The sequence below is a fragment of the Acinetobacter venetianus RAG-1 = CIP 110063 genome (assembly GCF_000368585.1).
GTDB lineage: Bacteria > Pseudomonadota > Gammaproteobacteria > Pseudomonadales > Moraxellaceae > Acinetobacter > Acinetobacter venetianus.
Genome location: NZ_KB849559.1, coordinates 106000 through 117910, shown reverse-complemented (window position 1 = coordinate 117910; position 11911 = coordinate 106000). Strand labels below are relative to the sequence as shown.

Genomic DNA, 11911 nt, shown 5'->3' with positions numbered 1-11911 from the left:
TTTTTATACAGTATTAAAGTTCCCACTGATAAAGTAACTCTGTTATGCCCTCGCCGAACTCTGGCAGTTCGGCTTCACCTATTAACTTAGCGCCCATTTTTTCATAGAAGAAGCGACTTGGATTTTTATTAAACACTTCTAGTCGAATGAAGGCATAACTTTGACTGAGCGCGTGGCTATAAAACTGTTTAAACATTTGACGACCAATACCCTGATTTTGAGTTCTTGCAAACAAATAGAAAGCTCGAATTTCAGCAACATCATTATTAGGATTTAAATAACCATCCAAAAAGCCAAGTACTTGATCATTTTCCACATAAACCAACAATTGATGCTCGACACTTATATAAATTTCTCGCCATAACAAGAGTTTTTCTTGAACATCAAGTTGATCCAATATCTCCTGTTTAATGATATTTGTATATGTCTCCTTCCAGCATGCAACATGCACTTCGGCAATTTGAGGCAAATCATTTAAAGTGGCTAAGCGTATTTCACCATTATTCAACTGCAGCAATACGATTTCCTCGATATCAATACTTTTGAACCGATTGAGTCAGTCCACAATACTCTTTTGAAGTTTCTAATCTATGAGTTGTTCTCGAACATGCATTAAGGCGAAACCTAATAGATTTAAACCTAACCATTGAGACGGATCCTGAATATGTTCATGTTCCTGAGCCATTCCTACACCCCAAATCTTATCAACTGGCGATGCTTCAACTAAAACGCGATCCTGTGTATTTACCAAAAAATCCCTTAGCGCTGAATTTTGAGAAAATTTAGCAAGGTTTGCTTGTACAACAATATCAAAACGCTTTTCTTTCCAGATCTGATCATCATAATACTGCACTTTTCGTCCCAGTTGTTTAGCCTCATTTGGATGTTTAACTTGCAAAATTTGTGCAAAAACCAGTTCATCATTAAATAATTTTGCTTTTTGCGCCATCATATAATGCTCAGCCGTGAGATATTGAATGCCATCCAATTTAAATGTTGATGGATACCACTGGCTCAAACAACTTTTATCAACAAGATCAGCTTGTTTGGGTGTATGTCCCCAAAAATATAAATATTTAAACTTTTGTCCTTGTTGGATGTAATGAATTAAATCATTTAAGAAACGGTCATCTTTCATTGTTGATCTCAAATTATTATCTATTATTAAAAATTAAATACTTTAAAATAAAAAAGACCGCTAAAAGCGGCCTTCTTTTGAATCTCTAAGCTTATGCAGCTAATGCGCCTTTAGCTTTTTCAGCTAAAGCGGCAAATGCTACTGCATCATGCATAGCGATGTCAGCTAATACGCGACGGTCGATGATCACTTGAGCTTTTTTCAAGCCATCGATCATACGGCTGTATGACAAACCGTTTTGACGAGCACCAGCATTGATACGCGCAATCCATAAAGCACGGAATTGACGTTTCTTTTGACGGCGGTCACGGTAAGCATATTGACCAGCTTTGATTACCGCTTGGAACGCTACGCGGTAAACGCGTGAACGAGCACCATAGTAACCTTTAGCGCGAGCAAGAATTTTTTTGTGACGGCGATGAGCCTGTACACCACGTTTTACACGAGCCATTTATAATCTCCTTAGATGTATGGGCACATAGCACGAACTGATGCAACGTCACTTACGTGAACCATTACACAACCGCGCAATTGACGGATACGCTTAGCAGATTTTTTGGTCAAAATGTGGCGCTTGAATGCTTGTTTGCGCTTGAAACCGTTTGCAGTCGCTTTAAAGCGTTTAGCTGCACCACGGCGAGTTTTTAACTTAGCCATAGTAACCTCTTTTGAGCACCTGTTCGGCACGTTTGCACTATTACAAATCGACCTGCAGGTAAGGAAGGCAGTATCATATAGCATCTATGAATAAAACAAAAGTAAAATGCTCATTTTTTGACAACAAAGCATTTATTTTTGCCAAACGTTATTTCCCATAACTAATTCTCAAAATATGAGAAAACTATAGAAAATTACTCCCTATAATATGTGAAAAATATTGAATCCTCACAAATATGTCTATACAGAATGATGCATTCGCAGCATTACGTTATCGCGATTTTTCGATTGTTACCCTCAATCAATTTTGCCTCACACTGGCTATTTTGATTCAAGAAATTATCGTTGCATACTCTCTCTATCAGATTACGCGAGACCCGTTAACGCTCGGTTTTATTGGTCTGGCTGAAGCTATTCCTTTTATCGCACTTTCATTATGGGGCGGTTATTTCGCAGATAAGCTAAATAAACAAACAATTATGAAAATCTGTTTGTTCTTTGCGATTCCACTCCCCTTGATTCTCTGGAGTTTATTCCATTTACATGGTTTAGAGAAAATAGGCATAACCGCGCTGTCTTGGGGAATTTACGCTGTTATTTTTGCACTCGGAACAATTCGAGGGTTCTACAATCCTTCAGCAACGTCTTTAAAACCATTTTTAATTCCCCGTGAACTCTATGCCAATGGTGCAACATGGACCACGATTGGTTGGCAGAGTGGTGTGATCATCGGCCCCATGCTCGGTGGTTTCATGTTAGCATTCATGGGAAGAGAAACAAGCTTGTTTGCTGTTACTGCGTTACTCGCAACTTGCTTTGTCTTAATTACGCGATTACAAAAACGCAGTTTTCCAAAAATGGAAACTGAAAATGTCTTACAAAGTCTGACTGATGGATTCCGTTTTATTTGGAAAACTAAAATTGTTTTATGGGCCATTTCTTTAGATCTGATTTCAGTTCTATTTGGTGGAGTGATTGCCCTGCTACCTATTTTTGCTGAAGAAATTTTAAAAGTTGGTCCTGAAGGTTTAGGCTATCTCAGAGCTGCACCATCAATTGGTGCACTGATTACCATGATCGTGCTTACCAAATTTCCACCGATGCATCACGCATGGCGTAATATGCTTTTAGCCGTTGCTGGTTTTGGTATTTTTACGATCTTATTTGCATTCTCAAATAACATGTGGCTATCACTTTTTGCACTTGCTATGACTGGTGCGTGTGATAGTGTTTCTGTTGTAGTTCGTCAAACTGTTTTACAAATTTTCCCTCCGGAGAATATGCGAGGTCGTGTCGCTGCAGTCAATGGCATGTTCGTTTCCTCAAGCAATGAACTCGGTGCTTTTGAGTCTGGTTTAGCAGCTAAATATATGGGAACCATAACTGCAACCATTTTTGGCGGATGCATGACCCTAGCTGTTGTAACCTATTGTTGGTTTAAAACCAGTGACCTATTTAAAGTAGATATCACCAAAGGGTCTGATCATTAGATAAATAATAAAGGGAAGATTAAACACTTCCCTTTATTTTAAAAAATACCTAAATACAGCACATACAAAGTTAAATATCGCCCACCTTTGGCAATCGTGATGATCAATAAGAATCGCCAAAAATTTTCTTTCATTAAGCCTGCGATTAAAGTAATCGGATCTCCGATTAAAGGTGTCCAACTTAATAGCAATGAGTAAAAGCCATATTTATGATAAATCTGTTGTGCTTGTACTAAACGCTGTTCAGAAACAGGAAACCATTTTTTATCTTTAAAATGTTCGATTTTCAGACCTAGCCACCAGTTCACACATGAACCAAGCACATTACCTAAAGTAGCGACGATAAGCAGATAAATAGGATTTGCCAAACCTTTTACAAGCAGAGCCATTAAAACTGCTTCTGACTGTAATGGTAATAAAGTTGCAGCCCCAAAAGCCGATATAAATAACAACCAATAACTCATGAGGCTTACACAGACATAGTAGAAAATTAGACTTGAATCGACAAAGCTTTTTGAATTGCAGGACGTGCTGTTAAACGCTCGATATAGTCTTGGACGTAAGGATAATCTTCAAGCTGAATCCCCTGCCATTCGTAACGCAGTGCCCAAGGTAGGATTGCCATATCTGCAATTGAATATTCACCAGCAACAAACTTCTGACCAATTAACTGTTTATTTAACACAGCATACAAGCGCTTAGTCTCATTCACATAGCGCTCTATTGCATAAGGAATATGTTCTTTAGCAAACTTATTAAAGTGATGATTCTGCCCTAGCATTGGACCAAAGCCCCCCATCTGCCACATCAACCACTGTTCAACTTCAACACGCTCTTGTTCATCAGTTGGATAAAATAAACCAGTTTTTCGACCTAAATATTGTAGGATCGCACCCGATTCAAAGACGGAGATTGGCTCTCCACGAGGGCCATTTTGATCCACAATCGCTGGAATTTTATTGTTTGGAGAGATTTTTAGAAAATCAGGTTGGAACTGATCATTTTCTAAAATATTGATGGGGAAAATTTTATATTCGAGTCCCATTTCTTCTAAAGCAATTGTTATTTTATGCCCATTGGGAGTGCCCCAATAATATAAGTCAATCATTTATGTTGCCCTATTCATCTTTATTTTGACTGTTGTTGCGTTATAGCACACTTCACTTATCACGATCAGTAAACAAGCACGAAAAGAAACAATAAAAATGTTCTTAAATAGCATGTTATGCAAATTACGCTTGGCTTTCCAAAAATGCTTTTGCTTTTTCTCCAACAAACCTACGCCCGAGATTATCGCCTTGAATCCATTCATCAACAGAAAACAATTCAAACATCCCAACTTTGAATAGCGTTGGGATTGCGAGTATGAGTTCATCCTCAACTTCACCACGAACACCAGTGTTATACAAATTGATATTGTGCAACATTGTTGCGACTGTACCCGTTTGCACACGACTACCATCTTTAAGTTTTACTTGAGGTAAAATCTCACCATCTTGAACAACTTTTTGATTAATTTCGGAGAGTTCAGTTGACCCTGTTATTACTGTCATTTATTTCTCCTTTCTAAAATAGTGTAATTATCAACTAATATTATCATATTTAGATTTGCTTTATTTTCTTTACTCACAAGACTTGCGAACATAAAAAAGCACCGCAATAGCGGTGCTTTTTTATTAAGAAAAAATTATTTTTTCTTTTTCGGACCAAGTAACATGCCCATTTGACGACCTTCCATCTTTGGTGCTTGTTCAACAACACCAAACTCAGCAACGTCAGCCTCAATTTTCTGTAATTGAGCCAAACCAAGCTGCTGATGCGCCATTTCACGACCACGGAAACGCAAGGTAATTTTCACCTTATTTCCTTCTTCAAGGAAACGTAAAATTGCACGCAATTTTACTTGGTAATCACCTACATCCGTTGCAGGACGTAATTTGATTTCTTTCACTTGCACTTGATGCTGTTTTTTCTTCGCATCTTTTTGCTTTTGTTTCAAGTCAAATAAGTGCTTGTTGTAGTCCATGATTTTACAAACAGGCGGTTCTGCATTAGCAACAATCTCAACAAGGTCAAGATTTGCCTCTTCAGCAGCACGTAATGCTTCATTTAATGAAACGACACCTTTTTGTTCTCCATCTGCAGCAACGAGGCGTACTTCTTTTGCACGGATCTCGTCGTTAATTGCAGGACGGTTACTTTTAGCACCTTGTTGTTGGTTACGGTCAGGCTGTTTAATCTTTATTACTCCACAATGTACCGGCCGCGTTCGGCAACGGCAGATTTCACTAGGTCAATAAATGCATCTACTGACATAGTACCTAAATTTTTTCCTGAGCGAGTACGCACATTGACTGTACCTTCTTCAACTTCTCGGTCACCAAGAACTAGAAGGTATGGAATACGCTCTAGAGTACGCTCACGAATCTTAAATCCGATTTTTTCATTTCTCAAGTCAGAAATAGCACGTAGACCATTTTCTTTGAGTTTTGCGACCACTTGCTCGCTTGCTTCAGCTTGTGAATCGGTAATGTTCATTACACAAGCTTGGATTGGTGCAAGCCAAGGTGGCATGAAGCCCGCATAGTGTTCAATTAGTATACCAATAAAACGCTCAAAACTGCCAAGAATTGCACGATGCAACATGACTGGTTGATCACGATCATTGTCTTCAGTGACATAAGAAGCATCTAAACGGATTGGCAAGTTGAAGTCACATTGGATCGTACCACACTGCCATACACGGCCTAAGCAGTCTTTCAATGAGAATTCAATCTTCGGTCCATAGAATGCACCTTCACCTGGTTGTAAGTCCCAAGCTAAGCCAGCATCGTCTAAAGCATCTGCCAAAGATTTTTCAGCCAAGTCCCAAAGTGCATCGTCACCTACACGTTTTTCTGGACGTGTAGAAAGTTTCATTTGCACTTCTTCAAAACCGAAATCTTTATAAACATCTAAAGTCAATTTAATGAAGTCAGCAACTTCTTTACCAATTTGTTCTTTAGTACAGAAAATATGCGCATCATCTTGTGTAAAGCCACGAACACGCATAATACCGTGTAAAGAACCTGATGGTTCGTTACGGTGACATGAACCAAACTCCGCTAAGCGAATTGGTAAATCACGGTATGATTTCAAACCTTGGTTAAAGACTTGCACGTGACAAGGACAGTTCATTGGCTTCACTGCATAGTTACGACTTTCTGAATGTGTCGTAAACATATTCTCAGCATAGTTTGCCGCATGTCCTGATTTTTCCCACAAAGTAAAATCAACAATTTGTGGTGTCTTAATTTCTTGATAACCATTATCTTGTTGAACTTTACGCATGTATTGTTCAAGTACTTGGTAAATCGTCCAACCATTCGCATGCCAGAACACCATACCCGGTGCTTCTTCTTGCATATGGAATAAGTCTAATGCTTTACCAATTTTACGGTGGTCACGCTTTTCAGCTTCTTCGATACGTTTGATATATGCTGCAAGCTGTTTCTTATCAGCCCAAGCAGTACCATAAATACGTTGTAACTGTTCATTCTTTGCATCACCACGCCAGTAAGCGCCAGAGATTTTTGTGAGCTTGAATGACTTTAAGAATTTAGTATTGGGTACGTGCGGACCACGGCACATATCCAAATAATCTTGATGGTAGTACAAGCCCATTTGAGTTTCCTCTGGCATGTCTGCAATCAAGCGTAGTTTGTATTCTTCTCCGCGCGCAGTAAATTCAGCAACCACTTCATCGCGAGGTGTCATCATTTTAATGACATCATAATCTTGATCGATGAGCTTTTTCATACGCTCTTCAATCGCTGCCATATCATCCAAAGTAAATGGACGAGGCATCCAGATGTCGTAATAGAAACCTTCTTCGATCACAGGACCGATCACCATTTTCGCTTCTGGGAACAATTGCTTAACTGCATGTCCTACCAAGTGCGCACAAGAGTGACGAATGATTTCTAAACCTTCTTCATCTTTAGGGGTAATAATCTGAACTGTTGCGTCTTCTGTGATTAAATCACAAGCATCCACCAAGCGATCATTGATACGACCTGCAACGGTATTTTTTGCAAGACCCGGACCAATGCTTTGAGCAAGTTCCATCACGGAAATCGGTTGATCAAACTGTTTTTGATCACCATTTGGTAAAGTAATGATTGGCATAATAAAATCCTTAAGGAGTGATGCCCCGCACAATGGAGCATATCACCGCGAGATTATGTATTGAGGAGAACCTCAAAAGATAAAAAACGGCGGATAAAAAAGTATCCAAGATTTTACACAGGTTTAGCTGAGGATGAAACCTCTGAATCAGAAAAACCCATATACAAGACTAAAGCCTAAATGATTTAGACTAAACGACACACTATGTTTATATAGATATAAAAGACAAGAACACAAATGGAGTTAACACATGGTTAGTGCATATGATGAGTTACCGCGGACACCCGCGAATTTTGTTGCCTTATCCCCATTACGTTATTTAGAACGTGCTGCTTATATTTACCCTAATCAAGCAGCGATCATTCATGGTCAACGACATCTTACATGGCAACAAACCTATCAGCGCTGCCGTCAATTTGCACATCAACTCTCTAATCTTGGCATAAAAAAGAACGATACGGTTTCCGTATTACTTCCAAATGTGCCTGCAATGATTGAAGCACACTTTGCTGTGCCGATGAGTGGTGCTGTTTTAAATACACTCAATACTCGCCTAGAAGCGAAAACGATTGCCTTCATGCTGCAACATGCAGAAACCAAAGTCCTGCTAGTCGACCCTGAGTTCAGAGCAATCGCAGAAGAAGCACTGACACTTGTCACGCGACAAATTATTGTGATTGATGTATTTGATCAAGAGTATGAAGGCGAACAGATTGCACTTGGACAATATGAGTATGAATCATGGTTAGCAGAAGGCAATCCAGAGTTTGATTGGTTATTACCTCAAGATGAATGGGATGCGATTAGTCTCAACTATACCTCAGGTACTACGGGCAACCCTAAAGGCGTGGTTTATCATCATCGTGGCGCTTATCTAAATGCAGCAAGTAATATCTTGGCCTGTGGCATGAAACCTCGTGCAGTTTACCTTTGGACATTACCATTATTTCATTGCAATGGTTGGTGCTTTGCATGGTCAATTGCAGCCAGTGGTGGAACCAACATTTGTTTGCGCCGTGTAGATCCAGCACTCATTTTCAAATATATCGCTGAACATAAAGTCGATTATTTCTGTGGTGCACCGATTGTGTTATCCATGCTAATCAATGCTCCGCAAGAACAAAAAATTGCTTTTGAACATCATGTTGAAGTCATGGTCGCTGGAGCTGCCCCACCCGTAGCAATCATTGAAGGTATGCGAAATATTGGTATTAACGTCAACCATGTTTATGGGTTAACTGAAACCTATGGCCCTTCTGCACTTTGCGCATCACAAGCTGGATGGAGTGATTTATCTATTCAAGAACAAGCGCAACTGCATTCTCGTCAAGGTGTCCCTTATCCATTACAAGACAGTATGCGCGTTCTTGATCCAGAGACTATGCAGCCAGTTCCAAATGATGGTGAAACCATGGGTGAAATTATGTTCCGCGGCAATATCGTGATGAAAGGTTATTTAAAAAACCCTCAAGCAACAGAAGATGCTTTTAAAGGTGGTTGGTTCCACACAGGTGATTTAGCCGTTTGCCACCCTGATGGTTATGCCAAAATCACAGATCGCTCTAAAGATATTATTATCTCAGGTGGCGAAAACATTTCATCATTAGAAGTTGAAGATGTACTGTATCGCCATCCAGCAGTTCTTACAGCAGCGGTTGTTGCAAAACCTGATGAACGCTGGCAAGAAGTGCCATGTGCATTTATTGAGTTAAAACAAGGTGCTTCTGCATCATCTGAGGAAATTATTGCACACTGCCAAAAAGAGCTTGCACGATTTAAAGTCCCAAAAGATGTTGTGATTACAGAGATTCCAAAAACATCGACAGGAAAATTGCAAAAATTTATTTTAAGAGAATGGGCAAAACAAAGAGCGACAGGCGAGTTTGGTCATTGATAGACAAAAAAAGAAGTTTCCTCGGAAACTTCTTTTTATTTAACCTTGATCAGAAAGTAATGCCACTTGCTGTACATAGTTCACAAATTTGAGCTTCGAAGCTGCAAGTTCTTCCTCACTCACTTCTTTTTTCATATCTCGATGAATACGCAATACATGCTGGCGTAAAGTATGGCGTTCAGAAGCATTAAATACTTTACTAAACTCATTAATTACAGGATCGCCTTGTTCGATCATGCGATCAACCCAACGCATCAATTGCATTTGCTTTTTTGCGCCTTGTTGCGGCGTTAGATAAGATAAAATCGTGCTTTCATCTTCATTACGCAATAGCTTGCCAACACGTTGAAACTGACGACGACGTGCTTCAAATGAACTGATTCTCTGCACTTCTAATAGTGCATCAATTAAACGCTCATCGACAGGAAGCTTTTGAATTTGCTTTGGATTAAGTTGAGCCAATTGCTCACCCAAAGCTGCCATGCGCTGTACTGCTTTTTTTTGCTCAGTTCTGCTCGCACGTCCTTCTAACGATTCAAAATCTTCATCGGTATAACGTTGTGTGCCACGTGCCACTATTTACTCTGCCTCATAAAATTTTGCTGCGAACAGCGTTTGAATTTCTTCCAATGCTTTATCTTCATCTGCACCGTCAATGACTAAACGAAGCGTTGTGCCCTTACCAGCACCTAACATCAACAAAGACATAATATTTTTTGCATCAACTAATTTATCGCCCTTACCAATTTGAATAGAAGAACGAAATTTGCTTGTCACCTCGATGAGTTTACCAGACGCACGAGCATGTAAGCCGAGTTTGTTAATTACATCAATTGTTGTGTCTATCATGACCAGTGCTTCATTTCTCTATGTAAGATTTGGACAGACCATTTTGCCTCAAGGGCCTGTTTGAGTCTATCCACAATATAAACCGAACGATGCTGACCACCTGTGCAACCGACAGAAATAGTCATGTAATGCCGATGCCCTTCTGCAAAAGCAGGTAACCATTTTTCCAAGAAAACATAAATATCCTCAAACATCTCATTGGTTTGTTGACTGCTTTCTAAAAACTGGCGTACAGGCTCATCTAAACCCGAAAAGCGGCGTAATTCTAAATCCCAATGTGGATTTGGTAAATGGCGTACATCAAAAACATAGTCCGCATCTAACGGAATGCCATGCTTATAGCCGAATGATTGTAAAATGACAATCAAATTATCAGACTGCCCAAGTTTAGACAGCAAGATATGTTTTAAATCATGGACACTTTTATCTGTTGTATCAATATGCACTGTGGAGCGAAATTGTATCGGAATTAAAAGCTGTTTTTCTTCCTGTATACATTGCAACAAGCTATTGAAACGACTTGCTAATGGATGAGGTCTTCGTGATGCACTAAAACGTGCAATCAAATCCTGATCCTGAGTAGTCAAATAGATAATATCGACTGAACCATGTTTTTTTAATTGCTCAAAAACTAGATCAAACTCTTGCATATCTGCACGGGTACTTCGAATATCGACCCCAAGTGCAAGTTGCTCAAGATTATTTTCATGATCCAGCTTTGCCACAATTTCAGGCAGCAACGCCAAAGGTAAGTTATCTATACAATAATAGCCCAAATCTTCAAGCACTTGTAACGCAGAGGATTTACCAGAGCCAGATTGTCCTGTCACGATAAGAATACGCTTCATGGCGTTTTGCCCTTTGTTTTTTATGTTTTAAAGTCAACTTCTAAATTATCAATTAAACGCGTTGAACCTAATTTTGCTGCAACAAATAAAACCAAATTTCGATCAAATTGTTCTACAGACTGCAAGTTAGGCTGACGCGCCTCCACATAATCCACAACAAAACCAGCTTGTGTCAATTGAGCAGAGATATTTGCTAACACTTCAGAAAGGGCTTTCCCCTCTTGCAATGATTGCTCTGCTTGCTTTAACAAACGGTAAATCGTTGGTGCAATCTCTCGTTGTTCAGCAGACAAATATCCATTGCGTGAACTAAGTGCTAAACCATCTTCAGCGCGTACAATTGGGACACCAATGACTTCAAGCGGAATATTTAAATCTTGTACGAACTGACGAATAACAGCAAGTTGCTGATAATCTTTCTGTCCAAAGAAGGCATAGTCAGGCTGTACAATATTAAATAATTTCGTCACCACCACAGCAACACCATCAAAATGCCCTGGACGAGACTTACCGCATAAATCATCAGTGATTTGACCCACACTGATATTGGTCAAACGTGGCTGTGAACCGTACATTTGCTCAACTGAAGGTGCAAAGATAATATCGCAACCTACATCAGCCAATAAACGGCTATCTTGCTCTAACGTTCGTGGATAGCTATCAAAGTCTTCACCAGCACCAAACTGAATTGGATTCACAAAAATACTCACCACGACGATGTCGCAGATCTTTTTCGCTGCACGCACTAAGGTTAAATGACCTTCATGCAAGTTACCCATTGTCGGTACAAAACCGATCATTTTTTTGGTATTACGTGCAGGTGCAAGCGAAGCAGTTAAGCCTTGTATCGTTGTTTCTGTTTTCATGA

General features: G+C 39.6%; 15 protein-coding genes. 2 read left to right on the top strand and 13 right to left on the bottom strand.

Annotated elements, in window-relative coordinates; genetic code table 11:
• Positions 1–13: 13 nt before the first annotated feature.
• The 4 genes from F959_RS15225 to rpmI all read right to left on the bottom strand — a co-directional run bounded on the left by F959_RS15225 (position 14) and on the right by rpmI (position 1795).
• Positions 14–517 (bottom strand): GNAT family N-acetyltransferase, encoded by a 504-nt coding sequence (locus F959_RS15225; protein ID WP_004881789.1) that lies wholly within the window; start codon positions 515–517, stop codon positions 14–16.
• Between the two features lie 66 nt (positions 518–583).
• The gene (locus F959_RS15220) at positions 584–1138 is read right to left on the bottom strand and encodes an NADAR family protein (RefSeq protein ID WP_004881788.1); all 555 of its coding nucleotides are present in this window, start codon (positions 1136–1138) and stop codon (positions 584–586) included.
• Positions 1139–1229: 91 nt separating this feature from the next.
• On the bottom strand, positions 1230–1589 hold the full coding sequence (rplT, locus tag F959_RS15215) for a 50S ribosomal protein L20 (protein ID WP_004867327.1): 360 nt from the start codon (positions 1587–1589) through the stop codon (positions 1230–1232).
• Positions 1590–1600: 11 nt separating this feature from the next.
• The gene (gene rpmI / locus F959_RS15210) at positions 1601–1795 is read right to left on the bottom strand and encodes a 50S ribosomal protein L35 (protein ID WP_004637967.1); all 195 of its coding nucleotides are present in this window, start codon (positions 1793–1795) and stop codon (positions 1601–1603) included.
• A 236-nt stretch (positions 1796–2031) separates the two neighbouring features.
• Between rpmI and F959_RS15205 the strand changes: the two genes are divergently transcribed.
• Positions 2032–3285, top strand: a complete 1254-nt coding sequence (locus F959_RS15205) for an MFS transporter (protein WP_004881787.1) — start codon at positions 2032–2034, stop codon at positions 3283–3285.
• A 38-nt stretch (positions 3286–3323) separates the two neighbouring features.
• On the opposite strand, the gene F959_RS15200 is transcribed toward F959_RS15205, so the two are convergent.
• The 5 genes from F959_RS15200 to thrS form a co-directional block, all read right to left on the bottom strand.
• The gene (locus F959_RS15200) at positions 3324–3749 is read right to left on the bottom strand and encodes a YqaA family protein (protein WP_004881786.1); all 426 of its coding nucleotides are present in this window, start codon (positions 3747–3749) and stop codon (positions 3324–3326) included.
• Between the two features lie 26 nt (positions 3750–3775).
• Positions 3776–4393, bottom strand: coding sequence for a glutathione S-transferase N-terminal domain-containing protein (locus tag F959_RS15195; RefSeq protein ID WP_004881785.1), 618 nt, complete (start codon positions 4391–4393; stop codon positions 3776–3778).
• Positions 4394–4517: 124 nt separating this feature from the next.
• Positions 4518–4838: a DUF7709 family protein gene (locus F959_RS15190; RefSeq protein ID WP_004881784.1), complete on the bottom strand. Its 321-nt coding sequence runs from the start codon at positions 4836–4838 to the stop codon at positions 4518–4520.
• A gap of 134 nt (positions 4839–4972) precedes the next feature.
• Entirely contained in the window at positions 4973–5524 is a 552-nt protein-coding gene (gene infC, locus F959_RS16605; RefSeq protein WP_079281829.1) for a translation initiation factor IF-3, read from the bottom strand.
• 5 nt (positions 5525–5529) lie between these two features.
• Positions 5530–7452 carry a threonine--tRNA ligase gene (thrS, locus tag F959_RS15180; RefSeq protein WP_004881783.1) on the bottom strand — a complete coding sequence of 641 codons (1923 nt, stop codon included), beginning with the start codon at positions 7450–7452 and terminating at the stop codon, positions 5530–5532.
• 250 nt (positions 7453–7702) lie between these two features.
• Between thrS and F959_RS15175 the strand changes: the two genes are divergently transcribed.
• A complete protein-coding gene (locus F959_RS15175; RefSeq protein ID WP_004881782.1) occupies positions 7703–9346 on the top strand; it encodes an acyl-CoA synthetase in 1644 nt (547 codons plus the stop codon).
• Between the two features lie 39 nt (positions 9347–9385).
• Here the strand turns inward: F959_RS15175 and yjgA are convergent, their stop codons facing one another.
• The 4 genes from yjgA to panC are packed head-to-tail and all read right to left on the bottom strand — an operon-like array spanning position 9386 to position 11909.
• The gene (gene yjgA / locus F959_RS15170; protein ID WP_004881780.1) at positions 9386–9922 is read right to left on the bottom strand and encodes a ribosome biogenesis factor YjgA; all 537 of its coding nucleotides are present in this window, start codon (positions 9920–9922) and stop codon (positions 9386–9388) included.
• A 3-nt stretch (positions 9923–9925) separates the two neighbouring features.
• Positions 9926–10195, bottom strand: coding sequence for an HPr family phosphocarrier protein (locus tag F959_RS15165; RefSeq protein WP_004881777.1), 270 nt, complete (start codon positions 10193–10195; stop codon positions 9926–9928).
• Positions 10192–11043, bottom strand: a complete 852-nt coding sequence (gene rapZ / locus F959_RS15160; protein ID WP_004881775.1) for an RNase adapter RapZ — start codon at positions 11041–11043, stop codon at positions 10192–10194. The genes F959_RS15165 and rapZ overlap by 4 nt, the downstream gene beginning before the upstream one ends.
• Before the next feature lie 20 nt (positions 11044–11063).
• Positions 11064–11909 (bottom strand): pantoate--beta-alanine ligase, encoded by an 846-nt coding sequence (panC, locus tag F959_RS15155; protein ID WP_004881771.1) that lies wholly within the window; start codon positions 11907–11909, stop codon positions 11064–11066.
• Between the last annotated feature and the right edge of the window lie 2 nt (positions 11910–11911).

Bases quoted from the DNA above. Each gene is read 5' to 3' on its own strand.
- F959_RS15200 (WP_004881786.1), bottom strand. From the start codon at position 3,749: ATGAGTTATTGGTTGTTATTTATATCGGCTTTTGGGGCTGCAACTTTA.
- F959_RS15190 (WP_004881784.1), bottom strand. From the start codon at position 4,838: ATGACAGTAATAACAGGGTCAACTGAACTCTCCGAAATTAATCAAAAA.
- F959_RS15220 (WP_004881788.1), bottom strand. From the start codon at position 1,138: ATGAAAGATGACCGTTTCTTAAATGATTTAATTCATTACATCCAACAA.
- F959_RS15175 (WP_004881782.1), top strand. From the start codon at position 7,703: ATGGTTAGTGCATATGATGAGTTACCGCGGACACCCGCGAATTTTGTT.
- F959_RS15195 (WP_004881785.1), bottom strand. From the start codon at position 4,393: ATGATTGACTTATATTATTGGGGCACTCCCAATGGGCATAAAATAACA.
- panC (WP_004881771.1), bottom strand. From the start codon at position 11,909: ATGAAAACAGAAACAACGATACAAGGCTTAACTGCTTCGCTTGCACCT.
- rplT (WP_004867327.1), bottom strand. From the start codon at position 1,589: ATGGCTCGTGTAAAACGTGGTGTACAGGCTCATCGCCGTCACAAAAAA.
- rpmI (WP_004637967.1), bottom strand. From the start codon at position 1,795: ATGGCTAAGTTAAAAACTCGCCGTGGTGCAGCTAAACGCTTTAAAGCG.
- F959_RS15165 (WP_004881777.1), bottom strand. From the start codon at position 10,195: ATGATAGACACAACAATTGATGTAATTAACAAACTCGGCTTACATGCT.
- rapZ (WP_004881775.1), bottom strand. From the start codon at position 11,043: ATGAAGCGTATTCTTATCGTGACAGGACAATCTGGCTCTGGTAAATCC.
- thrS (WP_004881783.1), bottom strand. From the start codon at position 7,452: ATGCCAATCATTACTTTACCAAATGGTGATCAAAAACAGTTTGATCAA.
- F959_RS15205 (WP_004881787.1), top strand. From the start codon at position 2,032: ATGTCTATACAGAATGATGCATTCGCAGCATTACGTTATCGCGATTTT.